Annotated in this window: 26 protein-coding genes; 8 read left to right on the top strand and 18 right to left on the bottom strand. The window is 33.3% G+C overall.

Translation table 11 applies throughout. The annotated features are described in order from the left end of the window. The first annotated feature begins 14 nt into the window (after positions 1–14). The 3 genes from KW502_RS00995 (at position 15) to KW502_RS00985 (ending at position 5426) form a co-directional block, all read left to right on the top strand. On the top strand, positions 15–1706 hold the full coding sequence (locus tag KW502_RS00995; RefSeq protein WP_219038658.1) for a ribonucleoside-diphosphate reductase subunit alpha: 1692 nt from the start codon (positions 15–17) through the stop codon (positions 1704–1706). 272 nt (positions 1707–1978) lie between these two features. Continuing rightward, complete coding sequence (locus tag KW502_RS00990) at positions 1979–3529, top strand: PhoX family protein (RefSeq protein WP_255553933.1); 1551 nt, start codon at positions 1979–1981, stop codon at positions 3527–3529. A 70-nt stretch (positions 3530–3599) separates the two neighbouring features. Further along, positions 3600–5426 carry a cytochrome-c peroxidase gene (locus tag KW502_RS00985; protein ID WP_219038657.1) on the top strand — a complete coding sequence of 609 codons (1827 nt, stop codon included), beginning with the start codon at positions 3600–3602 and terminating at the stop codon, positions 5424–5426. A gap of 76 nt (positions 5427–5502) precedes the next feature. On the opposite strand, the gene KW502_RS00980 is transcribed toward KW502_RS00985, so the two are convergent. The 4 genes from KW502_RS00980 to KW502_RS00965 all read right to left on the bottom strand — a co-directional run bounded on the left by KW502_RS00980 (position 5503) and on the right by KW502_RS00965 (position 7591). Beyond that, the gene (locus KW502_RS00980; protein WP_219038656.1) at positions 5503–6081 is read right to left on the bottom strand and encodes a DUF3332 domain-containing protein; all 579 of its coding nucleotides are present in this window, start codon (positions 6079–6081) and stop codon (positions 5503–5505) included. Positions 6082–6225: 144 nt separating this feature from the next. Further along, positions 6226–6486, bottom strand: coding sequence for a 50S ribosomal protein L27 (gene rpmA / locus KW502_RS00975; protein WP_073148896.1), 261 nt, complete (start codon positions 6484–6486; stop codon positions 6226–6228). A 28-nt stretch (positions 6487–6514) separates the two neighbouring features. Then, positions 6515–7006 (bottom strand): 50S ribosomal protein L21, encoded by a 492-nt coding sequence (rplU, locus tag KW502_RS00970; protein WP_219038655.1) that lies wholly within the window; start codon positions 7004–7006, stop codon positions 6515–6517. An 87-nt stretch (positions 7007–7093) separates the two neighbouring features. After that, a complete protein-coding gene (locus tag KW502_RS00965) occupies positions 7094–7591 on the bottom strand; it encodes a DUF4199 domain-containing protein (protein ID WP_219038654.1) in 498 nt (165 codons plus the stop codon). Between the two features lie 167 nt (positions 7592–7758). On the opposite strand from KW502_RS00965, the gene KW502_RS00960 reads away from it, so the two are divergent. Both KW502_RS00960 and KW502_RS00955 read left to right on the top strand, forming a co-directional pair. Next, the gene (locus tag KW502_RS00960; RefSeq protein ID WP_219038653.1) at positions 7759–9084 is read left to right on the top strand and encodes a M16 family metallopeptidase; all 1326 of its coding nucleotides are present in this window, start codon (positions 7759–7761) and stop codon (positions 9082–9084) included. A 21-nt stretch (positions 9085–9105) separates the two neighbouring features. Next, positions 9106–11172 carry an insulinase family protein gene (locus tag KW502_RS00955; protein WP_219038652.1) on the top strand — a complete coding sequence of 689 codons (2067 nt, stop codon included), beginning with the start codon at positions 9106–9108 and terminating at the stop codon, positions 11170–11172. 19 nt (positions 11173–11191) lie between these two features. Here KW502_RS00955 and KW502_RS00950 read toward each other — a convergent pair whose 3' ends face one another. The 5 genes from KW502_RS00950 to mutY are packed head-to-tail and all read right to left on the bottom strand — an operon-like array spanning position 11192 to position 15659. After that, a complete protein-coding gene (locus KW502_RS00950; protein WP_219038651.1) occupies positions 11192–12103 on the bottom strand; it encodes a DMT family transporter in 912 nt (303 codons plus the stop codon). Positions 12104–12161: 58 nt separating this feature from the next. Continuing rightward, on the bottom strand, positions 12162–12734 hold the full coding sequence (gldD, locus tag KW502_RS00945; RefSeq protein WP_219038650.1) for a gliding motility lipoprotein GldD: 573 nt from the start codon (positions 12732–12734) through the stop codon (positions 12162–12164). After that, on the bottom strand, positions 12715–14061 hold the full coding sequence (locus tag KW502_RS00940; protein WP_219038649.1) for a gliding motility-associated protein GldE: 1347 nt from the start codon (positions 14059–14061) through the stop codon (positions 12715–12717). Before KW502_RS00940 ends, gldD begins: the two co-directional genes overlap by 20 nt. Positions 14062–14081: 20 nt before the next feature. Further along, on the bottom strand, positions 14082–14561 hold the full coding sequence (locus KW502_RS00935) for a single-stranded DNA-binding protein (RefSeq protein WP_219038648.1): 480 nt from the start codon (positions 14559–14561) through the stop codon (positions 14082–14084). 33 nt (positions 14562–14594) lie between these two features. Continuing rightward, positions 14595–15659, bottom strand: coding sequence for an A/G-specific adenine glycosylase (mutY, locus tag KW502_RS00930; RefSeq protein WP_219038647.1), 1065 nt, complete (start codon positions 15657–15659; stop codon positions 14595–14597). 139 nt (positions 15660–15798) lie between these two features. On the opposite strand from mutY, the gene KW502_RS00925 reads away from it, so the two are divergent. The 3 genes from KW502_RS00925 (at position 15799) to KW502_RS00915 (ending at position 18486) form a co-directional block, all read left to right on the top strand. Then, positions 15799–16089, top strand: coding sequence for an HU family DNA-binding protein (locus KW502_RS00925; RefSeq protein WP_027885039.1), 291 nt, complete (start codon positions 15799–15801; stop codon positions 16087–16089). A gap of 278 nt (positions 16090–16367) precedes the next feature. Next, positions 16368–17906, top strand: coding sequence for an Rne/Rng family ribonuclease (locus tag KW502_RS00920; protein WP_219038797.1), 1539 nt, complete (start codon positions 16368–16370; stop codon positions 17904–17906). 91 nt (positions 17907–17997) lie between these two features. Further along, a complete protein-coding gene (locus KW502_RS00915) occupies positions 17998–18486 on the top strand; it encodes a regulatory protein RecX (protein WP_219038646.1) in 489 nt (162 codons plus the stop codon). Positions 18487–18515: 29 nt separating this feature from the next. Here KW502_RS00915 and KW502_RS00910 read toward each other — a convergent pair whose 3' ends face one another. From KW502_RS00910 to KW502_RS00870, 9 genes are all read right to left on the bottom strand, one after another. Next, on the bottom strand, positions 18516–19367 hold the full coding sequence (locus KW502_RS00910) for a cupin-like domain-containing protein (protein ID WP_219038645.1): 852 nt from the start codon (positions 19365–19367) through the stop codon (positions 18516–18518). Between the two features lie 194 nt (positions 19368–19561). After that, positions 19562–20650 (bottom strand): biotin synthase BioB, encoded by a 1089-nt coding sequence (bioB, locus tag KW502_RS00905; protein WP_219038644.1) that lies wholly within the window; start codon positions 20648–20650, stop codon positions 19562–19564. A 92-nt stretch (positions 20651–20742) separates the two neighbouring features. After that, on the bottom strand, positions 20743–21906 hold the full coding sequence (locus KW502_RS00900) for a beta-ketoacyl synthase N-terminal-like domain-containing protein (protein WP_219038643.1): 1164 nt from the start codon (positions 21904–21906) through the stop codon (positions 20743–20745). A gap of 219 nt (positions 21907–22125) precedes the next feature. Beyond that, complete coding sequence (gene bioA, locus KW502_RS00895) at positions 22126–23403, bottom strand: adenosylmethionine--8-amino-7-oxononanoate transaminase (RefSeq protein WP_219038642.1); 1278 nt, start codon at positions 23401–23403, stop codon at positions 22126–22128. After that, positions 23400–24023, bottom strand: coding sequence for a dethiobiotin synthase (gene bioD, locus KW502_RS00890; RefSeq protein WP_219038641.1), 624 nt, complete (start codon positions 24021–24023; stop codon positions 23400–23402). The genes bioA and bioD overlap by 4 nt, the downstream gene beginning before the upstream one ends. 16 nt (positions 24024–24039) lie before the next feature. Beyond that, a complete protein-coding gene (locus KW502_RS00885; protein ID WP_219038640.1) occupies positions 24040–25179 on the bottom strand; it encodes an aminotransferase class I/II-fold pyridoxal phosphate-dependent enzyme in 1140 nt (379 codons plus the stop codon). Next, on the bottom strand, positions 25180–25593 hold the full coding sequence (mnhG, locus tag KW502_RS00880) for a monovalent cation/H(+) antiporter subunit G (RefSeq protein WP_219038639.1): 414 nt from the start codon (positions 25591–25593) through the stop codon (positions 25180–25182). Beyond that, a complete protein-coding gene (locus KW502_RS00875; protein ID WP_219038638.1) occupies positions 25586–25885 on the bottom strand; it encodes a cation:proton antiporter in 300 nt (99 codons plus the stop codon). Before KW502_RS00875 ends, mnhG begins: the two co-directional genes overlap by 8 nt. Beyond that, positions 25882–26358 (bottom strand): Na+/H+ antiporter subunit E, encoded by a 477-nt coding sequence (locus KW502_RS00870; protein WP_219038637.1) that lies wholly within the window; start codon positions 26356–26358, stop codon positions 25882–25884. Before KW502_RS00870 ends, KW502_RS00875 begins: the two co-directional genes overlap by 4 nt.

The raw sequence follows: 26358 nt of genomic DNA, 5'->3' as shown, positions 1-26358 counted from the left end.
AACTGACAACTCCTATGTTCACAAGCGAATTACCTTTAATAAACGATAATGATTCCCTAAGAAAGAAACTTTGGTGGAAAAATGAAGAGAGCGAACAAATACTAAACCGTGGTTACCTTTTAAAGGGAGAAACGGTAGAAGGCGCGATCGACAGAATTACTACTGCCGCAGCTAAAAGACTATACAAACCAGAATTAAAAGAGTCTTTTCAAGAAATGATTGAACGCGGTTGGATGAGTTTAAGCTCACCAATTTGGGCAAATATGGGAACCGAAAGAGGCTTACCTATTTCTTGTTTTAACGTACATATTCCAGATAATATAGAAGGTATTACTCATAAGCTTGGTGAGGTGATTATGCAGACTAAAATTGGCGGAGGTACTTCTGGTTATTTTGGGGGGTTAAGAGCACGTGGGAGTGCAGTTACAGATAACGGTAAAAGTAGTGGAGCGGTAAGTTTTATGAAGCTTTTTGATACCGCTATGGATACCATTTCACAAGGAGGAGTTCGTCGCGGAGCATTTGCCACCTATTTAGATATAGACCACCCAGATATTGAAGAGTTTTTAAAAATAAAGAATATAGGTAATCCTATTCAAAACCTTTTTAATGCCGTTTGCGTTCCAGATTACTGGATGCAAGAAATGATTGATGGAGATCCAGATAAACGTAAAGTTTGGGCTAAAGTATTAGAAAGTAGACAACAAAAAGGTTTACCATATATTTTCTTTTCAGACAATGTAAACAGAAATAAACCTCAAGTATACAAAGATTTAGGCATGCAAATTAATGCCAGTAATCTATGTTCTGAGATTATGCTTCCTTCTTCTGAAGAAGAATCTTTTATCTGCTGTTTATCTTCTATGAATCTAGAGTTATATGATGAATGGAAAGACACAGAAGCTGTTAAATTAGCTACCTTTTTCTTAGATGCTGTTTTAGAAGAATTTATTCAAAAAACTGAAGACAACTATTACCTATCTTCTGCTAATCGTTTTGCAAAACGTCACAGAGCATTAGGATTAGGAGTATTAGGATGGCACTCATATTTACAAAAAATGAACATTCCGTTTGAAGGGATGGAAGCAAAAGCAAAAACCACAGAAATTTTTAAACATATTCGCGCTAAAGCAGACAAAGCTACAGAAGAATTAGCAAGAATTTACGGAGAACCTGAGGTTTTAAAGGGTTACGGAAGAAGAAACACCACTACATTAGCGGTTGCTCCTACCACCTCATCATCTGCTATTTTAGGACAAACTTCTCCAGGAATTGAACCTTTTAGTAGTAATTATTATAAGGCTGGTCTTTCTAAAGGGAATTTCATTAGAAAGAACAAATACTTAAAACAATTGCTTCAAGAAAAAGGAATTGATAATGAAGATACTTGGAGAAACATCATGCTAGACAATGGTAGTGTTCAGAAACTTAATGAACTTACTGACCATGAAAAAGCTGTATTTAAAACTTTTAAAGAAATTAGTCAGTTAGAAATTATCCAACAAGCTTCTATTCGTCAAAAGTATATCGACCAGTCACAAAGTTTAAATATTAATATTCCTTCAGCTGTACCAATTAAAGAAGTAAATAACTTATTAATTGAAGCTTGGAAGTTAGGAGTAAAAACACTTTACTACCAAAGAAGCCAAAGTGTTTCTAAAGAAATGGTAAACAACCTAGTAAATTGTAGTAGTTGCGAATCTTAATTGTTCAATACTTATAAAGTTATGAAAAAGGTTGTCCTGTTGGACAGCCTTTTTACTTATTTGCCCATATACTTAGCATAAATATGCATTTAAAATTTGTTTCTTCATATTCCTTAACATTTATCTTTATAACCATTATAAATAATGATATTCAACTAACGCACTTAAACTTAGCTTAAAGATTTCTTCACGTAAGCTAGAAATACAATTAACACTAGCAGAAACATTTATAGGTAGTTTTAACAAATCAAAAAAACTAAAACCTATTAAACATGATTACTTTTAAACGATTGCTTTTAAATTTTATGCTGCTTACTGCTACAGCTACATTTGTTACTTCTTGTGAAGTAGAAGACGGAGTTGACGGTACCGATGGAGTTAACGGTTCAGATGGTGCAAACGGCTCAGACGGTGAAGATTTTACACCAGAACCAGCAATGTTTTCTAATAAGTCTAACTTAGAACCTCTAGTGGCAATGATGCCACAATTTAACTATGTAAATGCCTATTCTATTCTTAGTTCATCAGACACACTCAGTAATGATTTCAAACTAGTTGGTGCTCAAGATGGAGCAGGACTTTTAAAAGATCCTAATAGTGATGGCTATATGTACATCGTTAATGCAGAAGATACCTATGCGGTTTCAAGAATTATGCTTGATAAGTACTTAACACCAGTTAGTGGCGAGTGGTTATTAAACTCTAGTGTTGCAGATTATGCAAGACAGTGTAGCGGTACAATGTGGGAAGCAGAAATACACGGCGGTTCTCAAGATTTATTTCTATCTGCTTCAGAAAGTATAAATTACGATGTTAAAGGTATAGATCCTTATATGACACCAGAACCTGGTGCAGATTTTGGCTTAGATGCTTTAGGTGAGTTTTCTTGGGAAAATGCAGTACCATTACCCAAAGTTGCATATCCAGGAAAAACCGTAATTATTGGCGGTGATGATGATTCTAGCGGCTCTGAAGGGCAAGTAGCACTTTACTTATCAGAAAATGGAGATGCAGATTTAGAAAACGGTAAAATTTATGTACTTCGTTTTAAAGAAATTTCTGATGGAAACAATGGAAAAACAACGGTAAATACAGGCGAAATATACAATGAAAGTAACCTTGATTTTCAACAAACTTATGCAGTTGAATTTGTAGAAATTGCGAACGGAAAAGATTTCACTAAAGATGAAATGGAAGATGCATGCGTTGCTGTTCAAGCTTCAGCTTTTATGCGTGTAGAAGATGTAGATTATCAAAAAGGATCTGCGTCTAACAACCGTAACGTGTATTTTGCAGTAACAGGCCGCGGCCCAGGCAGAGGAACTTATAATGACTGGGGAACCGTTTACAAGCTAGAGTTAGATGAAAACAATCCGCTTGAAGGACAGTTAACACAAGTTGTTAGTGGTAACACCAGTAGCAATAATGCAGACGGTAATGTATCTGTATTACAAAGTCCTGATAACATTTGTGTGACAGAAAACTTTGTCTACTTTCAAGAAGACCCTAACTCTTTTGACAGAGGTCATTCGGCATATATTTATCAATCTGATTTGAATGGAAACAACGTTAACCCTGTACTCGAATTTGTAGTAAGACAAGATCTTGCAGAAAATGGTAGCACAGGCTTAAGTGGTGAATACGGAGCTTTAACAGATATATCAGAAAAAGTTGGCGTACCAGGTACATTTATGCTTAACCTGCAACCACACTATTGGAAAGATGAAAGTTTTAAAGGTAGAGACGGACATACATTTACCGATGGAACTTACGAAGACAACCAAGGCGGTCAAATAGTTTTACTACAAGGTTTACCTAGATAATACGTTTTATAAAATAAATTAAACCTCCGTTTTTAACGGGGGTTTTTCTATAGAATTAAACTTACAAATAATGAAAATTCCATTGAAAGTCAAACTACTTAAAGTTATGGTTGTTTTCAGTGTAATAGCTGCGTGCAAAAATGAACAGAAAAACAAAAAGACCGAAGCTTCACTAACAAAAGTAAACTGGTCTTCTGCACAAAACTATTATCTAGAAAACAGCACCAAAACACTAAAATATTTAGATAGCTTGAATAACACCTCTGTAAAATCAGCTAAAGCAAAAGCTTATTTTATAAAAACTCGTGAAGCATTTAAAGAAGCAGAACCTTACGCATCATACTTAAAACCAGAAGTAGGTCATCAAGCAAATGGTCCAGCTTTACCTAGGCTAACAGAAGATACCCAACGCGTACTTTTACCCATAGGGCTTCAAAAAATTGAAGAATCAATTTATGAAGGCGGTGTTTCTGAAAATGATTTTAAACGCGAAATAGAATTAACGCGTGGTCTTATGCAAGTCTTACACGATGCCATCGAAAAAAGAGAACTAAATGCTCAACGTTTTTTTATTGCCACTCATCAGCAACTCATGAGAATCGTAAGTTTTGGAATTACTGGTTTTGACACCCCAGTAAGCGGTTTAGGCCTTAAAGAAACAAAAGCATCCTTAAAAAATTTACTTACCGTCTATAAGCTAAGTATTCAAAAAACCATAAAGATTAAAGAACCTAAACTTGATGAAAAGTTTCAGCAACAAATAAGTCATGCAATAGGTTTTATAGGTAAAAATCCAGATTTTAACAGCTTCGATCGATATACATTTCTAAGAGATTATTTTAATCCTGTTATGCGTAGTTGGGTTGACATTAGAAAAACTTCAGCAATTTGGGAACCCGTAAACAACAAGCCTTTTAATTTTGACGCGCCTACTTTTTTTGAAGACAAATCATTTAATGTAGATTACTTTCGTAAAGCAACAAATAAAGCTCCGTCACAAGCAAAGATAACATTAGGAAAGCGACTTTTCTTTGATAAGAATTTATCGCATTCAGCAAACATGGCTTGTGTAACCTGTCATCAACCGTCAATGGGCTATGCAGATGGTTTAGTTGCCAATGTTAATAATATAGGAAACCCTTTAAAACGCAACTCTCCAACCTTAATTAATTCTATTTTTCAAAAAGGCTTTTTTTGGGATGGCAGAGCGGGGAGTTTACTGGCTCAAATTTCAGGAGTTTTTACTAATAAGGAAGAATTTAATAGTTCTGTACATGAATTTTCAGACAAAATAGCTAAAGATTCTAGCTACATTAAAGACTTCGAAAAAGCTTTTGGCAAGAAAGTGAAATGGACAAATACAGAAACCATTAAAGCACTTTCTGCATACATTTCTACCCTTAACGGATTTAGCTCTAAATTTGACAAAAACATAAGAGGAGAAGAAAAAAATTTCACGCCACAAGAGCAATTAGGTATGAATTTATTTATGGGGAAAGCTTTATGCGCAACGTGTCATTTTATGCCCTTAACTAGCGGAACAGTACCTCCTTTTTTCTCTGAAACAGAAAAAGAAGTTATTGGAGTGCCAGAAACTGCATCAAATAAAAAGCTCGATAACGACACAGGTTTCTATTTTATGTATAAAGAACCTATACAGAAAGGAATGTTTAAAACTCCCACGGTCCGAAATGTTGCTTTTACAGCCCCGTACATGCATAACGGAGTTTATGAAAGTTTAGAAGAAGTTATTAATTTTTACAACAAAGGTGGCGGCGCAGGATTAGGTTTTAACTTACCTCATCAGACTCTTCCGTTTGATAACTTAGACCTTTCAGAAAAAGAGCAACAAGCTTTAGTTGCTTTTATGAAAACGCTGACTGATCTTCCTGAATAAAAAACATCTTGATAGATTATCGTCATAAAAAAAGCGTTTGAAAACTTCAAACGCTTTTTTTATTGATAAATATGAATTACTTAACAGCTGCAAGCGCTTCACATTCATTAGCATACATATGACTTTCTAACATAGCTAAACCAGTTTCTCTAGAAGTTGTAGGGTCTACTTGCACATCTTTGTTTGGCAAGTGAACAATATACATTCCATCTTTAAATGAAGATAGTTTAATTTCTTCTCCATTTTCTTTAATAGCTGTCCAAGATTTTTCAGAAGGGTTATAAACTAAATCTACTTTTTTACCTTGTTTAGGTCCGTCAAGAACTTCAATATTCATTTTATTCTTAGTTGCAGTTAACCTTACTTGATTACCTTCATGCTCGATGATTTGAGTTTCAACTTCACCTTCAGACATTGCAATTGGATTAGAACCAGACCAAAATTCAATTACATTAAAAATAATGGTATCTCCTAAGAAGAAAAGTCCATAAACAGGTACAATATTTAGTCCCCAAAATAATAAGTTATTCACAAATTTACTATCACTCACCCCCATGTTCCAGTCTTTTAAGTTATTAAAAGCACTAAAAGAACCTAAACAGCTTGAACACAATAAACTAAGCGATAATGTTGAACAAATTAGAAATTTTTTCATAATTAAAATATATTTGATTAGTTTTTAAATGTAACAAATACTTTCTAGCTAAAATGTTTAAAACTTGTTAAATAGATTTTAGCTATAAAAAAAGCTGCAATCAAATAATGATTACAGCTTTTTTTATAGGACTAAAAAAGTATCTTAAGCTTCGAAAGGCTCGATAGATACATAAGATTTATTATCTTTTTTCTTAGTGAATTTTACAAGACCATCTACTTTGGCGTGCAAAGTATGATCTTTTCCTGCATAAACATTTTCACCTGGATTGTGTGCAGTACCTCTTTGTCTTACGATGATATTTCCAGCAATAGCAGCTTGACCACCAAAAATCTTAACTCCTAATCGTTTTGATTCTGATTCTCTACCATTCTTAGAACTACCAACTCCTTTCTTATGTGCCATCTTATTTTAGGTTTTTAGTAGATTAATATTATTTACTTAAAGCTTCAACTAATTCCGCTTTTTTCATTGAAGAATAACCTTCAACTCCTTTTTCTTTAGCCATTTCTCTAAGTTCAGCAACAGTATGCTTGCTTAAATCATCAGAAGATTCTGATTTGGCTTCAGATTTTGGCGCTTCTTTTTTAGCTGAAGTAGATTTTTTTCCTCCTTCTAAAGTAATATCACCAATAACTATTTCTGTTAAAGATTGACGGTGACCGTTTTTCTTGCGGTAACCTTTACGTCTTTTCTTTTTGAAGACAATAACTTTATCTCCTTTAAGGTGACGTGAAATTTTTGCTCCAACAAGAGCTCCTTTTATAGCCGGGGCGCCTAAAGTAATGTCATCACCTTCACTAGTAAGAAGAACTTTATCAAAAGAGATGCTATCTCCTTCTTCTCCTGCTAAACGGTTAACAAAAACCTTTTGGTCTTTTGCAACTTTAAATTGCTGCCCTGCTATCTCTACAATTGCGTACATAGCGTAACGTTTATAAATTAATTATTAAAAAATGTTTGCAAATATACTTCTAAATAATTAAAATACAAATGTTAGAGCTAAATAAAACTAGTATTTAGTATCTCTACCATGATCAGAAACAGTATACTTTCTTCCTTGAGAGGTGTTCCAGGTGTCTTTCATAATTTGCATTAATGACAAACTTAACACTACTGTAGTTGCCAATCCCATTAAAAATACAATAAAACTGGTTGTCCCTACACCTACTTCATAGCCAGCATTCCAATTCACCAGCATTTTATCTATAAAACCAGGCTCTATATTACTGGCATAAATCGCAAAAAATACACTAAAAATAATAGTTGAAATAAAACCGGTGACTACTCCAACACTAAATCCTTTTTGGTAAGTAAACGATTTTAATTGATCTTTTTGAAATTCATTTTTACAAACCCTTATCGCTAAATAAAGACCTATTCCCATAACAGCAATATTTATCGCACTATAGAATGGTTTTAAATGTAAATTAAATATTGAAAGTATGAGAAAAACAATAATTAACAAAACTCCAATGCCTAAGCCATATTTTACTGAAATTGATTTCATTTTCATAATTTTTTAATTTTTCAACAATAAATTTCTGTAAAAGGAATTAAAATTCATAATAACAAGTTGTTAATTTTATAATTTATAAATATTTTTATTTATATAATGTAACAAATCTTTACTTTTGATGTCAAACACATAGAACAATCACTAAAATCTAATTAAAAATGATAAAAAAAATTAGCTTAGCTGCTTTCACTCTTCTTTCTGGCTACTTGGGATTTTCTCAAGAAGTAGAATTTACAGAGTATGAATTAGATAATGGCCTAGATGTTATTTTGCATCAAGACAATACTGCTCCAGTAGTAACTGTTGGTGTAATGTATCACGTTGGGGCTAAAGATGAAGAAGCGGGAAGAACAGGATTTGCTCACTTCTTTGAACATCTTTTATTTGAAGGTACAGAAAACATAGCACGAGGAGAATGGTTTAATATCGTTGCCGCCAATGGTGGTAGTAATAATGCAAACACAACTCAAGATCGTACCTATTATTATGAAACTTTCCCGTCTAATAATCTAGAATTAGGTTTATGGATGGAATCTGAACGTATGGTACACCCAGTAATTAATAAAATTGGAGTAGATACGCAAAACGAAGTCGTGAAAGAAGAAAAAAGAACACGTATCGATAATGCTCCTTACGGAAAAATTATATACAGTACAGGCATAAGCCCATATATGTTTGATAAACACCCTTATAAAAATTCGGTTATCGGAACAATGGAAGATTTAGATGCCGCTCAATTAGAGGAGTTTAAATCGTTTTTCGATAAATACTATGGACCTAATAATGCAACACTAGTGGTAACTGGAGATATTGAAGTAGACCAAACTAAAAAATGGATTAAAAACTATTTTTCTACCATTCCTTCAAAACCAGAAGTTGAACGTGTAAATATTAAAGAAAGTCCTATTACAGAAGAAATTATAGCGAAAGAATACGATAACAACATTCAAATTCCTGCGAAGCTTTATGTATATAGAACGCCCTCTATGAAAGAAAGAGACGCCTATGTTTTAGATATGATTTCTTCCATCTTAACAGACGGAAAAAGCTCACGTATGTATAAAAAAATGGTAGATGAAGACAAAGAAGCACTTCAAGTTCTTGCCTTCCCAAGATCTCAAGAAGATTATGGCACTTATGTAATGGGAGCCTTAGCAATGGGAGAAACTCCATTAGCTCAATTAGGAGAATCTATGGATGAAGAGATTAAAAAGTTACAAACAACATTAATTTCTGAAAAAGAATACCAAAAACTACAAAACAAATTTGAAAACAGATTTGTAAATTCTAACAGCAGTGTTGAAGGGATTGCTTCTTCTCTTGCTACTTACCATACACTTTATGGAAATACAGATTTAATTAATGATGAAATCGAAATTTATAGAAATATAACTCGAGAAGACATTAAAGAAGTAGCTAATAAATATCTTAAAAAGAATCAACGTTTAAATTTAGATTATTTACCAACACCAGAATCTAAATAATAACAGTAAAAAGCTTTAAAAATGAAAATTAAAATATTATCAATTTTTATCATGTGCTTCATGGTTATTGGTGCTCAAGCACAGGTAGACAGATCTAAACAACCAGAAGCTGGGCCAGCACCTAAAATTAATTTAGGGAAACCAAGAATGTTTAAGTTAAAAAACGGCTTACAAGTAATGGTCGTTGAAAATCATAAACTCCCAAGAGTAAGAGCAAGCCTGATGATAGATAACATGCCTCATGCTGAAGGTAAAAAATTAGGCGTAAAATCTCTTTACAGCGCGATGATGGGCAACGGAACCCAGTCGATGAGTAAAGATGAATACAATGAAAAAATAGATTTCTTAGGTGCCAATGTAGGCTTCGGAACAGAAAGTGCTTATGCAAGCTCACTTTCTAAGTTCTTCCCAGAAGTTTTAGAACTAATGGCAGACGGTCTTTTAAATCCAAACTTTAGTGAGGATGAATTTAAAGATCAGAAAGACAGAATCATCGAAGGACTTAAAGCCGGAGAAAAAAGTGCTTCATATATAGTTGGCAACGTAAGTGATGAATTAGCCTATGGTAAAAATCATCCCTACGGAGAGTTTGAAACAGAAGAAACTGTAAATAAAGTAACCTTAAACGATGTTAAGGCTTACTACAATAATTTTATTTCACCTAAAAACGCTTATTTAGTTGTCGTAGGTGATGTTAATGATTCTGATGTAAAAAAATTGACTAAAAAATATTTAGGTAATTGGAAAGAAAGCACTCCTCCTTCTGCAGCTTTACCTGCAGTACCAAAAGTACAGTATACACAAGTTAACTTTATAGATGTGCCAAGTGCCGTGCAAAGTGAATTACGTGTACAAAACACTGTAGATCTTAAAATGTCAGATGACGATTACTTCCCAATTTTAGTTGCCAACCAAATATTAGGTGGTAGCTTCGGGAGTTATTTAAATATGAATCTACGTGAAGAACATGGTTATACTTACGGAGCTCGTTCTTACACAGGAACAGATAAATATGTAAGTAAATTTACAGCTAGTGCAAGCGTAAGAAACGCAGTAACCGATAGTGCTATTGTTGAAACCTTAAAAGAGATTAACCGAATCAAAACTGAAAAAGTTGATTTTGAAGATTTAAACAACGCTAAAAACAAATTTGCAGGAGATTTCGTTTTAAAATTAGAAAACCCTTCAACTATCGCTAACTATGCTTTGAACATTGAAACCAACGATCTTCCTAAAGATTTCTACGAAACATTCTTAAAAAGAATTAATGCAGTTACTCAAGAAGATATTTTAAGAGTAGCTAATAAATATTTTAAAACAGACGCAATGCAAATTGTTGTTGCTGGTAAAGGAAGTGAAGTAGCAGAAAATCTCGAGAACATTACTTACAAAGGAAAAACTATTCCTGTTTTTTACTTTAACAAAGAAGGTGAAAAAGTAGAAAAACCAGAATATAATAAAGAAGTGCCAGAAGGCATGACTGTAAATAATGTTTATAACGCTTACATCAAAGCTGTAGGCGGAAATGAAGCCGTGAACAAAATTAATAGCATCGCTATGACAGGTAGTGCGTCTGTTCAAGGAATGAATATTTCTTTTAATATGAAACAAACTAAAGCTGGAAAAAGCGCACAAGTAGTTTCTATGAACGGAATGACGTTAAGCAAAAATGTTTTCGACGGTAAAACAGGTTATACTGAAGCACAAGGACAAAAAATAGATTATACCGAAGAGCAAATTGCAGACGCTAAAGCCAGCGGTGGTTTATTTCCAGAATTAACCGTTGCTGAAGGTGCAAAACTTACTGGTATAGAAAAAGTAAACGGTAAAGATGCTTATGTAGTACAATCTTCTGAAAAGACAAAAGATTTTTACGACACAGAATCTGGTTTAAAAGTGCAAACCGCAACTACCGTTAGCCAAGCAGGTCAGACAATGACTAACACAACTGGTTTAGAAGATTACCAAGAAGTAAACGGAGTTAAATTTCCTCACGTGATGAAAGTAAGCTTCGGACCACAAGAAGTTGAAATGAAAGTCAATGAAATTAAAGTAAATGAAGGAGTGTCTGACGCAGACTTTGAGTAATTTAATTTTAAAATAATTATTATAAAGCCGATTCTTTTAGGGTCGGCTTTTTTATTTTCTTTTTTCGGTTAGACATATAAACACCAAATAAGATAACCATACCCGAAATCACTTGTAAAAATCCGAATTTCTCTCCATCTAAAATCCCCCAAGATAATGCCACAATAGGAATTAAATAGGTTACTGATGTCGAAAAAACTGGATTTGAAATTTGCACCAATTTGTTAAATAAAACTTTAGCAATACCAGTACCTACCACAGAGAGAATAGCAATATAAACAATTGCGGTTCGCGTGGAAGCTTCATTTAAATTTTCAGAGGTGAAAAAATCAGCAAAATAGAGCACTATCGTAGCAGGAATCATTAAAACACTAAAACAGCCTACTGTAATACTAAGCGCAGGAACATCTTGCAAGTAACGTTTAATTACGTGTACATTAATAGCATACATAGTTGTCGCCACTAAAGGAAGAAAAGCATAAATTAAGTCTTGAGAACTATTTATATTAGCGCCGCTACCAATTAACAATACAGACCCTAACAAACCAATTACGACCCCGATAACTTGCTTTTTAGTAGATTTAATTTTAAATATTAAAAAACCAAAAATAATCGAAAGTATAGGTACGGTAGAATTTAATATAGATACGATAGCACTGTTTATTTTCAATTCAGCAAAAGCAAATAAAAATGCAGGAAAGAAAGTCCCCAATAAAGCAGAAACTACAATCCATCGCCACTGATGTTTTTTTATTTTCCTTAAACTCTTAGCACCTATTAAGAGCAAAAATATTCCAGCTAAAAATGTACGCAGTGCACCTAATTGCAAAGGCGTTAAACCTAAAAGTCCTTTTTTTATTAAGATAAACGAGCTTCCCCAAACTAAAGAAAGCGCCACCAAATAAAACCATTTAAGTTTTTGATTATCCATAGCTAGCTTTTTTTTGCAAAAGTCTAACTATTTATTGGAACGCAAAATATTAAGATTTTTAATTTTTAGAATCTGCCCATTTAACGGTTTCCATAATGTGCCGAATATCATTTGCAAGATAATCTGCCGCTGGAATAATACTATCATAATTAGGCTGTGTTTTAAAATAAATTGAACCCGTTAAAAAATGATGAACGCTGTCTGTGAGGTAAAATTGAGCCTGAGAAGCGGCATCACCTTTTACCTCGTAAAATGTACCATAAGTATGATTTTTAGCATTTACATAAGTATCTCCTTCAATCTCATCGGCTTTAATAGTATGCTGTAGAGGTAGTTTTTGACCATCCATTAATAGAGCTTGTAGATTATTATGGACAGGCCTGTATGTGATAAAGATTGTACCTTTTAAATCTGGATATTCTAGATCTACCCAACAAGGATTATTAGTCTTAGAAGCTTTTACCTGTACTTGCTTATTAATTTCAAAAGTATAAGGGCAGGGCAACTGAATCTTTTTATAAGTAGCTTCTGGATACTCTAATGCTAAATAAGCTTTAGGTTTAGGTTGGTAACTTTTTTCACAGCTTACTAATAGAAGAAGAAAAATTACATTAACTATTATTAGCCTCATACCCAATATTCAATTTAACTTGTTTAATACGCTTATTTTCTATAGCCTCGATGGTAAACGTATAATTTTCAAAAATTAATTTCTGATTTTTCTGCGGAAACTCTCCCGATATTTCTAAAAGAAAACCTGCTAGTGTTTCTGCCTCTCCTTTTTTCTCTTCAAAATATACAGGATCTTCTAGTTTAATTACTTTATAAAAATTTTTTAAAGGAGTTTTTCCCTCAAAAACATAATTATATTCGTCTAATTTAGAAAATATTAAATCTTCATCATCAAACTCATCACTTATATCTCCAACAATCTCTTCAATGATATCTTCCAAAGAAATGAGTCCGCTAGTGCCGCCATACTCATCAACCACAATTGCTAAATGATTTTTCTTATCTTTAAAATCGTTTAGCAAATCGTCTAGTTTCTTATTCTCAGGCACAAAATAAGGTTCTCTCAACAAACTTTGCCATTCAAACTTTTTCGTATCAATATATGGCAATAGGTCTTTAACATACAGAATACCTTTCACATTATCTATATTCTCCTGATAAACAGGAATTCTAGAATACCCGTTTTCTGTCACTTCAGCAATTACCTCTTTAAAATCTTGCTCAATGTTTAAGGCAAAAACATCTATTCTAGGCTTCATTACCTGTTTGGTTTCAGTATTTCCAAAAGAGACAATTCCTTTTAAAATCTTTTGTTCTTCTTTTGTAGTATCTTCTTCAGAAGTTAGCTCTAAAGCCTGAGAAAGTTGATCTATACTTAAAGCAGAACGCTGTTTACCTAATCTATTATGAATTAACATCGTTACTTGACGCATAGGAATACTAAATACACTTAATAATTTATCAAGCATAGATAAAGGATAAGCCATAAAATTAGAAAAAATCACTTTATTTCTATTGGCGTATATTTTAGGAAGAATTTCTCCAAACAGCAAAATAAGAAAGGTAACAACAATTACTTTTAGAAAAAAGACTACATCTAACTGAAAATAATATAAATCTATAGAAGAATTAATATTTTTAAACCAAATATCACTAAGCGACTCAAACAGTAACACTACGGCAATATTCACAAAGTTATTAGCCACTAAAATGGTTGCTAATAACTTTTTAGGGCGGTCTAACAAGCGTATTAAAATTTGCTGTTTTGCAGAGACATTACCGTCTTTTACATCAAAGTCTGAAGGTGTTAACGAAAATAACGCAACCTCTGAACCAGAGATCATAGCCGAACAGACCAAAAGCAACATAAGCATGATTACTCCAAAAATATGAGAGAAATCAATTACAGAAAAATAGATAAATAAACTGGAAGGGTCAGGGTCCAAATTTTTAGATTTAGTTTAACTTAAAATGGAAGATCATCTTCTTCCTCTTCATCCATCTGGGGTGGATTTACAGCTGCCGAACTTGGAGCTTGATGCGCCTGCTGTGGTCTTGCTGAATTCATCTGGCCTTGCGGCTGAGCTCCTGCGCCTTGGCTTTGCTCTTTAGGAGTTAAAAATGTGAACTCTAAGCATTGAACCTCTGTAGAATAACGATCCATACCTTTGTCATCGGTCCATTTTCTAGTTCTTATTCTACCTTCAATATAAACCTTATCACCTTTACTCAGGTATTTTTCACAAACTTCTGCCGCTTTATTACGCACTACAATATTATGCCACTCGGTATTGCTCACACGCTCACCAGTAGTTTTATTTACATAATCTTCATTAGTAGCTAAAGGAAAGCGACCTATACAACCGCCACCTTCAAAATAATGCATTTTTACTTCATCTCCCGTATGCCCAATAAGCATTACTTTATTTAACGTTCCTGATGCCATTTTTTTGCTTTTAGTAAATGTAAGAAAAAAGTCTTATTTTGTAAAATTGAAATTCTCTATAAAATTTTCTATTAATACCGGAACCGGATATAGCGTTATATCTGGGTAAGCTATTACTTTAAAAGTTTTAGTTGAAACTGCTTGCGGCAGTTCATTTACAGTAACTACCCAAAACTTGACCATTAATTTACGATGCGAAAGTACGTGTTTTATAGGTTTTTTATTGAATAAATTTATTTTTTTGAAATTATCTCCCAGCAACTCTCTCACCTCTGGTAATTCTTCAAATTCTTTCTCACTCACCTCTTTCGGTGTTTCTAAAAGCGGAAATTGATATAAATTTTTCCAAATCCCGTTTCCTTTTCTCTGCTGAATCACGGTTTTCCCTTCTTTTAAAATCACCAAATAATTAAAATATTTAGTAAGCACTTTTGTTTTTTTCAACTTCACTGGAAGCTCATTTATTTTTCCCTGCTGAAATGCCTGACACTCTAATTGAAAAGGACAAGTTATACAATATGGACTTTTAGGCTTGCAATGTAAAGCTCCAAATTCCATAATGGCTTGATTGTACAAATCTGGCTGAGATTTGTCTAATAGTTTTTCGGCTAAAATTTTAAACTCTTTAATCCCTTCTGTAGAATTAATAGGTGTATCTATACCAAAAACACGCGATAAAACCCTGTAAACATTTCCATCTACCACAGCAACAGGTTCTTTAAAACAAATAGAAGCTATAGCACTTGCTGTATAATCTCCCACTCCTTTTAGCTTTTTCAATTCTTTATAAGTATTAGGGAATTCACCATTTAACTCTTGCGCTACATGTTTTGCGGTAAAATGAAGGTTTCTTGCTCTAGAATAATACCCTAAGCCTTGCCATAGTTTTAGCACTTTTTCTTCTGAAGCTTTGGCAAGATCAAAAACCGTAGGAAATGCCTCTACAAATTTTAAATAATAAGGTAAACCTTGCGCTACTCGAGTTTGCTGTAGCATAATTTCACTAATCCAAATGTTATAGGGATTCTTTGTTACTCTCCACGGCAGTTCTCGCTGATTTAATAAATACCATTCAATCAATAATTTACAAAAATTCATTCCCATAATTGTTAAAATACAATGATAAAAGTTTATTTCGTTACTATTTAAATCTTTAGGCTTGATTAATTGAATATTAAATTAGTATATTTGCGCCCTTGAAAAATGTAACCCTATTTATAACAAAAATAATTGTAAAATGACGAAAGCAGATATCGTAGCGAATATTTCAGAGAAATTAGGAATGGAAAAAGGTGATGTTCAAGCTACAATTGAGACTTTTATGGAAGAAGTGAAAACTTCTTTAGAAAGCGGAGATAATGTTTATTTAAGAGGTTTCGGAAGTTTTATTATCAAAACTCGCGCAGAGAAAACCGGAAGAAACATCTCTAAGAACACTACAATTAAAATACCTGCACATAATATCCCTGCATTTAAACCTGCAAAAGTTTTTGTTGAAGGAGTAAAAACAAACGTAGAAGTAAAATAAAACGAATTATTAATTTTTAAAATCTTTATTTATGCCAAGTGGTAAAAAGAGAAAAAGACATAAGGTAGCAACGCATAAGCGTAAGAAAAGAAGAAGAGCTAACCGTCACAAGAAAAAGTAGTTTCTAACTACTTTTTTTATTTGAAAAAAGTTCATTGACATTGAAGTGTTGTTCACACTTCTCCAGGAAATCAAAATCCTGTGAAAATTATTGTTTAATCCATCTATACTTACCTTATTTAGGTTAGGTATGGATAAAAATCTAATATGCATGAATGATGAATAAGGAATTAATTATTAGATCCAATTCCTCTGCTATTGATTTTGCCTTATTAAAAGATGGAAAACTAATTGAATTACACAAAGAAGAAAATGACAGAAATTTTTCTGTAGGCGATATTTATTTAGCCAAAATCAGAAAAGCTGTTCCTGGCCTTAACGCAGCCTTCGTAAATGTTGGCTATGAGAAAGATGGTTTTTTACACTATCATGACTTAGGGCCGCAAATTTCTTCTTTGCAAAAATTCGTAAAACGTGTAAGCACAGGTAAATTAAAAGATTATTCGCTTAAGAATTATTCTTTTGAAAATGAGATTGATAAAGACGGAACTATTAGTGATGTCTTAAAATCAAATCAATCGATTTTGGTACAAATCGTTAAAGAACCTATTTCTACCAAAGGCCCTAGAATAAGCAGCGAGCTTTCCTTAGCAGGAAGGTACGTGGTACTTGTTCCTTTTTCTAACCGTATTTCAGTTTCGCAAAAAATTGAAGACAAAGAAGAGAAAGACCGTCTAAAAAGACTTGTTAAAAGTATTAGACCAAAAGGCTTTGGTGTTATAATTCGTACCGTTGCAGAAGGCAAAAAAGTAGCAGACCTCGACAAAGATCTTCAAAATTTGATGAATCGTTGGACGGGGATGTGTAAAAAACTGTATAAAGCCAGCACTCCCTCTAAAGTATTAGGAGAACTTAACAGAGCAAACTCTCTTTTAAGAGATTTGTTTAATGAAAGTTTTACTTCTATTTGCACAGATGAAGAAGCACTCTATACGCAAATTAAAGATTACGTTACTGAAATTTCGCCAGACAAAGAGTCTATCGTAAAACAGTATCAATCTAATGTTCCTATTTTTGAAAAATTTGGTATCGAAAGACAAATAAAAACAGGCTTTGGCAAAACCGTCTCGATGAGCAAAGGTGCCTATCTCGTTATCGAGCATACAGAAGCTATGCACGTTATTGACGTAAACAGTGGTAACCGCAGCAATAAAGCCAAGAACCAAGAAGAAACTGCTCTTGAAGTTAACTTAATTAGCGCAACAGAAGTTGCCAGACAATTACGCCTAAGAGATATGGGCGGTATAATTGTGGTTGATTTTATAGATATGAATAAAGCAGATAACAGAAAAGCGCTATATAATCATTTAAGAGATGAGATGAGCGATGATAGAGCAAAACACAAAATTCTACCCCCCACAAAATTTGGATTGATACAAATTACAAGACAACGTGTAAGGCCAGAGATGAATATTAAAACCCGAGAGAAAAATCCTAACGGAAATGGAGAAATAGAAGCTCCAATCGTGGTGATTAATAAGATTAACGCAGACTTACAGAAATTAATTAAAAAAGGTCATAAAAAGATGTCTATAACAGCACATCCTTTTGTGGCAGCCTACTTAACAAGAGGCATTCCATCACCCAGAAGTAAATGGTTTTTTGATCATAAACGATGGGTAAAAATTTTACCAAGAGATGCTTACACGTATTTAGAGTATCACTTTCACGATCATAATGGGGAAGAGATCATTTAAAATTTTAAACGCCTTTCAGTTGATACTGTTAGGCGTTTTTTTATTGATTATACTACACATAATACTTATATTCTATTTATTTTTGTTGGTGATGAATAAGAAAGAAAAACAAACGACTTATACTGTAAAAGAAGCCACGTTAAAAATGATGAAGTTTTGCGCCTACCAAGAACGCTGTCATCAAGAAATAGAAAAAAAACTAACCGAAATGCGCATGATTCCAGAAGCGCGTCAACAAATTATCTACACTCTTATTCAAGAAAATTTTCTAAATGAAGAGCGTTTCTCACAAAGTTTTGCTAGAGGCAAATTCAACCAAAAGAAATGGGGGAAAATTAGAATCGTTAGAGAATTAAAACTCAGAAAGATTTCTAGATTTAATATCGATACCGCACTAAAAGAAATACCTGAAGCTGCCTATTTTGATACATTTGAAAAACTCTGTACTAAAAAATGGGAAAATACCAAAGAAACCAATCTGCTAAAGAAAAAAAAGAAAGTTGCCGATTACCTTTTCTACCGAGGTTGGGAAAGTAATTTGGTTTATGAAAGACTGAGAGAGCTTGCGCAAGAAGAATGATAGATTTTATATTACTAAAAAAATTACTATTAATGAAATTTATTTTTTTCTATTGCCATAGCATTCTTATGATCTATCCAAGCTTGTCCTTTGAGCTTACGCATTAAATTATCGAAATTTCTCATTACAGCAATATTATATATTGCCTTGGATAAATTTTTAGGGTTTCTTGCAACGGCACGCAAACTCATCGAAAAACCAGGAGTGATATATTGCATATAATGCCAATAGCCTTCTGGCATATAAAGTACCTCTCCATGATTTAAATTAGCTTCAAAACCTTCTGCATATCGCAAAGCTGGCCATTTTTTATAATCTGGATCTGAGAAATCTATATCTTCCCTAGTAATTAACGAATGAGGGACTTTATACAAATACTTACTTTGTTTTTGATCAAATAAAATTACACGCTTTTTCCCTTCAAAATGAAAATGAAATATATTAGCTAAATCAATATCATAATGCATAAATGTATATGAATTTTCACCACCAAAAAAGAGCATCGGTAAACTTTTCATTAATTTCACTCCAAAGTCAGGGTAATTAAAATCTTCTTGTAATGAGGGTACTTCTTTTAAAATATTCCACAAAAAAATTCTATATTTTGTAGGCTTCGTTTTTAGCAAATCTACATAATTCGCCATTTTCATTTTAGCATGAGCTTCATTAAAACCTTCGTCATGACGTACTGGTCTATCGTCATACAGCGGCACGGTTTTATCTCCGGCAACTTCTTTCATATAATCTAGCGACCACTTAGAGTATGCAGGCCAGTCTTCTATAAAATTCTTTATAATAACTGGTTGCTGAGGTTTAAAATATTGTTTCTGGAATTCTTCTTTGGTGATTCGGCTGAATCGATCTATAGATTTAAGCTTCATTCTCTTTCATTATAATTCTCAGTCTTTCATCAATTAGATTGCAAAATTAGCTCTAATCCTATAGATGTAAAAAAAATTATATATATTTTAAATAAATATGAATTCATGATTATAAAGTTGTCATTAAGATCAATTTTAATCAATAAAAAAGAGACCAATTGGTCTCTTTTTTATCTATAATGTTCACGAAAAAATTAAGCTTTAACTTTTTTATTTTGAGCTTCTAGGTTTCGATCGATCTGATGACCCGGTCTTGTCCATTTTGGTTTTTCGCCAAGCGCACCTATCTTAGAATCTTCTTTTTCTACCGTTTTTCGCTGTTCGTGTTTTTCGAAAGGTTTTTGAACATTTAAGCCTAATTCTTTAAACATTAACATATCTTCATTAACGTCTGGGTTAGGCGTAGTTAATAACTTATCTCCCGCAAATATTGAATTAGCACCGGCAAGAAAACACATGGCTTGTCCTTCTCTACTCATATCTGTTCTTCCCGCAGATAATCTAACTTGAGTTTGCGGCATTACGATTCTAGTAGTCGCAACCATTCTTACCATTTCCCAGATAGAAACTTTTTGCTGCTCTTCTAGCGGTGTTCCTTCTACAGGAACCAGTGCATTAATAGGTACAGATTCTGGTTGAGGACTTAATCTTGCTAAAGAAACCAACATTCCTGCACGATCTTCAGCCTTCTCTCCCATTCCTATAATCCCACCACTACAAACGGTAACATTTGTTTTTCTAACATTATCTAAGGTTTCAAGTCTATCTTCATAACCACGCGTAGAAATTACTTCTTTATAATATTCTTCAGAAGTATCTAAATTGTGATTATACGCATACAAACCTGCTTCTTCTAAACGTTTGGCTTGATTTTCTGTAAGCATTCCTAGCGTACAACAAACTTCCATATCTAGTTTATTAATAGTTCTCACCATCTCTAAAACATTGTCAAATTCAGGTCCATCTTTTACATTACGCCATGCTGCTCCCATGCAAACACGAGAACTCCCAGAAGATTTAGCTCTTAAGGCCTGTGCTTTTACTTGATTTACACTCATGAGCTCGTTACCTTCTAAATCTGTATGGTAACGTGCTGCTTGTGGGCAATAGCCACAATCTTCAGGACAGCCACCTGTTTTTATTGAAAGTAAAGTAGAAACTTGTACGGTATTAGGGTCATGAAATTCTCTATGTACTGTAGCAGCATCATAAAGTAATTGCATTAAAGGTTTATTATATATTTCTAGAATTTCTTCTTTTGTCCAGTTGTGTTTTGTTGCCATAAAAATCTAAATTGATATTCAAAAGTACTAAATCAATAGGTTTATATCATCGTTTCATTAAAAATTTAGCATTGTTTAAATCTTGCTAATTATTAATTATCTAATTTACTTATAATTACACTTACCGCATTACCTCCAAAACCCACAGCATTCACCATCACTGTATTTATGTTTTCTGAAATAGACTCTTCATTTAAAAAAAACGGATTCGGAATAAATTGTTGATGCTGAATCATTAAAATAGCCATTTCTAAACTCATCCCTCCAGAAGCTCCAAACGTATGCCCTATTAAAAATTTATTTGAAGTTATTAATGGAATCTTTTCTGGAAAAACTGCTTTTATAGCGTTAATTTCTGCCCAATCTCCCTTGCGTGTTCCAGGTGCATGAGCAACAATTGCATCTACAGTTTTTAAATTTGCCTCTTTTAGAGCCTTTTGCATTGATTGCTGTAAACATTTTGCCTCTTTAGAAATAGATATATTATGTGTTAGTTTTTCTGAGGCATAACCGAGTCCTAAAATTTGAACAATCGCATCTTCTTTGCTTTTACTCACAAAAAATGAAGCCGAAGCTTCTCCCAAAATCATTGTGTTTTTTTGCTTATCAATTTCTAAACTTCTGTTGGGCCAAATTTCACGTTCATTATAAAGAGCATATAATTTAACGGCTTTCATTTGAGCAATTGTAAATTTTGTTAATGGCGCTTCACTACCCCCAACAATAAACTGTTTTGCCATACCACTTTTTAACCAAGCGGCTGCATTTAATAAACCATGAAGCGCTGTAGAACAGGTTATAGAATGACTAATTTCTGGACCACTACTTCCCAGATCTTGTAAGACCCAAGAAGATATATTTCCTAATGTCGTGGTTGGCGATGCTAAGGGAGAGGTTTTACCTTCTTGTAAATACTGTTGATGGTATTTCTCAAACAAACCTGTAGCCCCGCGAGAAGAACCAATATTGACTCCAATATCTGTGTTTTTTTCTAAATTATGACCAACTTGCCTCGCAGTTATAATGGCATATAATACCGAGGGGTCTAAATTTTCATAACGAGTACTTTCTTCTTGCAGTTGTTTTACTAAAACTTTCCCTGCTTGATTGAGTTGAGAAACATAAGTTTTTTCATCTTCAAAATCTTCAGCAGTAAATAGAGGCAAAGCCTGCAAGTAACTTCTCCAAATTTCTTCTGGATGATTACCCAATGCAGAAATAGATGAAAATGAATTAATATATAAATTATTTTTCAAGAGCTAACTTTCTTTTTGACGCAAATATCTAAACAACTAAACGCATAAAAAAAAACTTCGAACATTAAATGCCCGAAGTTTTAAAATTAGGATACCCCAAACCTAATTTAATATAACTCTTTTAAATAAAAATTATACTGTAAATATGATACATTTTTAAATAAAAACAAAATAATTTAAAATAATCTCACTAATTAGTCATAAATAAAATTAATATCCCTAAATATTTTTTAAAATATCGAGTAAACCTATAATTGCAATGTAAATTTTATTTAATTGAATTTCTGTAATCACATACGGGCAAGCAATATAAACCGTATTACCCAATGGCCTTAGGTAAATACCTTTACTCATAAAAAAGTTATAAATTCTATCTCGTAAATTACCATACCTAGAATTTTCAACCGCTAAATCCATCGCAAAGATAGTCCCTAAACATCTGGTGTTTTTAACTAAGGGATTTAAATTCATTTTTTTTGCGAAAGCTAAATGTTGCTGATGAATTCTTTCAATATTACTTTGTATTTTTTCTGAAGTTAACAACTCGATACCTGCCAAAGCCGCCGCACAAGCTAACGGATTTGCCGTATAGGTATGCCCGTGAAATAAGCCTTTCGCAATATCTTCATCATAAAAAGCATCGAATACTTTTTGCGTACAAGAAGTGGCTCCCATCGGCAACAAACCAGCAGTTAAAGCTTTTGACATACAAACAATATCGGGTTTTGTTTCAATATAATAAGAAGCGAAGTTCTTTCCTGTTTTTCCGAAACCGGTCATCACTTCATCGGCAACCATAACTATATCTCGTTGTTTGCAAAACCTCAATATTTCATTTAAACCTTCAGCATCGTGGATTTTCATCGCTGCGGCACCTTGTACTAGAGGTTCATAAATAAATCCAGCTAATGGGGTTTGCTGATGAATTTCTTCGATTTGCTTTAAAATTTCATCGGTATTTTTTCCATTTGGCACAGGAATGCGTTTTACCGCTATAAAATGATCTTGAAAAGCGCCATTGTAAACCGAAAGATCTGAAACCGACATTGCCCCAAAAGTATCGCCGTGAAAACCTTCTTCGAAAGCTAACATTACTTTACGATCGTTTTGCTGATTATAATGATATTGCAAAGCCATTTTAATTCCAATCTCAGTCGCAGTAGAGCCATTATCGTTGAAGAAAATTTTCTGCTGCCCATCTGGTAAAATTTCAATAAGCGCTTCAGAAAGTTCTACAGCAGGTTGATGTGTAAATCCGCTAAAAACTACCTGATCTAAATTTTTCATTTGCGCAGACACTTTCTCTGTAATGTATTCATTACAATGACCGTATACAGCCGTATACCATGAAGATATACCATCTATGTATTCTTTCCCATCATGATCGGTTAACATAACTCCTTTTGCGCTTTTGATAGGCAGCATCTCTTTTTTCACTTTATGCTGTGTAAGCGGATGCCATATATGTTGCTGATCTCTTTCAATTAGATTACTCATAGGTTTTGTAAGTTTTCGCGAAATAAATTAGCGTATTCTCTTATTACATTTTTATCAAAATAAGGTTCTTGTTCTATTCTACCAATTATTGGTACGCCAGCCATTTTTGTTATAATGTTTTCGGTACTTGCCTGTTTTTCACCACTAAAAATAATACCTGCACAAGTAAGCCCTCTTGTTTTTAATGCCTCTATTGTGAGTAATGTATGATTAATACTGCCTAAATAATGGCGAGAAACCACAATTATTTTATCGTCTTGGTGCATTAAATCTGCAATTGTTTCTGTATTATTTAATGGGACTAATAAACCGCCAGCTCCTTCAATCACTAAATTATCATTTGTAGAAATTGGACGTTCTATGGTTTCAGCTTTAATTTGAACATGATCCTTCTCTGCAGCTGCATGCGGACTCATAGGGGTTTTTAGCGCATAAGCATTAGGAAAAAATTGAGTGATTTTATTACTAACCAATTGCTGAACTTTATGAGTATCTGAGTTTTCTAAATCACCAGCTTGAATAGGCTTAAAATAATCGGCTTTTAAAGCTTCTGTAACTATTGAAGAAGCTACAGTTTTACCAACTTCGGTACCAATTCCGGTTACAAAAATATGTTTCATTCTAAATTATATTAATTTATAAAAGTTCATTTTTTAGACATTGCAAAACTGAGGTGATTTCTGCTGAAGTATTATAACTATGCAAACAAAATCTTAATCGCTCTTGCCCCTTTTTTACCGTTGGCGATAAAATAGGCTTTACTAAAAAGTGCTGTTCTTGAAGCGTATTGGCTATTTGTTTTACACGGTCATTACCACTTATTACACTACATTGAATAGCAGAATTGCTTTGAATAAAATTTGATTCTAATTTTAGTTCTTTTAATTGTTGCTTAAAAAAATCTATATTTTGATGAAGTTTTTTTATGGCTGAAGTGCTTAATAATTCTTGATAAGCAGAAGAAATAGTAGCCACCGCATGTGGAGAGTTTGCTGTCGTATAAATAAAGCTTCGTGTAAAATTAACAATGAAGTCTTTGAGTTCTAAGCTTCCTAAAACGACCGCTCCGTGTGCACCAAGACCTTTTCCGAAGGTAACAATTCTAGCAAAAACCTGATGATGTAAATTTTGTTGTTGAAGTAAACCTTCACCGTTTTCGCCAAAAACTCCTAATGCGTGAGCTTCATCTACTATCAAAAAGAACTGCTTTTGATCACAAAACTCTAAAAACGATTTTAAGTTAGGACTATCACCATCCATTGAAAAAACAGATTCTGTCACTACAAAAACAGCTCCTGAGGCATTTATTTTTTCAGCTTTATTTTTTAAATCTCTTAAATCATTATGCTTAAACTTATATGATTTTGCTAAACTTAGCTGCAGCCCATCACGGATGGAGGCATGAATAAACTCATCGTAAAAAACCACATCGCCACGCTGAGGCACGCTAGAGAAAAATCCTAAATTAGCATCATAACCAGAATTAAATAAAATAGCACTCTCAGCTTCATGAAATTTAGCAATCTGTGCTTCTGTATTTATATGAATTTTAAGATTTCCAGATAATAATCGGGAACCTGTAGCATTATTTTGTTGTAGCTGATGTAGCGCTAGAAAAGCTAAGGATTGCTGGTAAATTTGATCGTTTTTAGAAAAACCTAAATAATCATTAGAAAAAAAATCTACTCCCTCGGCTGAATAGGAAAGTGTTCTAAACGAATGATTAGCTTTTCGCTGCTGAAGTTTTTTACGTATTCCTTGAGGATGATTTGACACTTATAAAAGATCTCGTTCTCGAATTTTTTTCTTTCGTTTTTCATCTTCATCTTCATACTCTTCACCACTAGATAAGCGGTGTGAGTTGGGTTGATATTTACCTTCTAACTCGTCTGTAATAGATTTTTCCCAAAGTTTATTACCAGAGAAGTAAGAAGCTCTCCCTATTAAATGCGCACCTACGGGTGAAGTTAAGATGATAAATAAGATAATAGCCAATACTCTAGAGGTAACCGAGAGATTATCAAAGTATATAGCTGCACTGGCTAAAATTAAACCTACACCTAAGGTTACAGCTTTTGTGGTTACCGAAATTCTTAGGTAACTATCTGGCATTCGTACAAAGCCTACGGCTGCTAAGAGAATAAACAACGCTCCTAAACTCGATAATATTACAATAAAAACATCACTCATCTCCCTTGCTTTTTTCTCTTTTTTTACGATTTCTTTTCTCTAAATAATAAGAAAATGCCACCGTACTTAAAAAGGCGATTAATCCCAAAATCATTGCAATATCTAGAAATGTAGATTGGTTGTATACAATACTATAAATAGCAATAAGTGTGATACCTATAGTTATTAGTAAGTCTAAAGCCACTACTCGGTCTGCTATACTTGGCCCTATCACAAATCGGCAAAACACCAACAATACAGAAATGGCTAATACAGGTAAAATTATATAATATAGATACTCTTCTATCGTCATCTTAAAATCTCTAATAAACGTTTTTCAAATCCGTTTTTAATATCATCAATAAATGCTTGCTTATCTTTTAAATACATAGCATGCACATACAGCACCTTTCTATCGTCGGAAACATCTAAGCTTAATGTACCTGGAGTTAAAGTAATTAAGTTTGCCAATAAGGTTATCTCTAAATTAGTTTCAGCTTCTAAAGGTACTCTTACAATACCTGGCGTCATGTAAAACTTTGGTGTAACTACATCATAAGCAACTTGCAAATTGGCCTTTAATAATTCCCAAAGGAAAAATAAAATAAAAGAAATAAGCTTAGGGATTATTTTAAAATACTTGGCATTACCTCTTCCTTTAGTGATTACGTACATAATTATAAAACTAAGTACAAAACCAAACACATAGTTTAGAAAAGCAAAGTCTCCCGTAATGGCAACCCAGATAAAGGTGAGTAATATGTTAGATAAAAATCTGTTTTTCAT

Source organism: Mesonia aestuariivivens (genome assembly GCF_019311235.1).
Classification (GTDB): domain Bacteria; phylum Bacteroidota; class Bacteroidia; order Flavobacteriales; family Flavobacteriaceae; genus Mesonia; species Mesonia aestuariivivens.
This window is presented reverse-complemented; position numbering and strand designations above follow the sequence as displayed.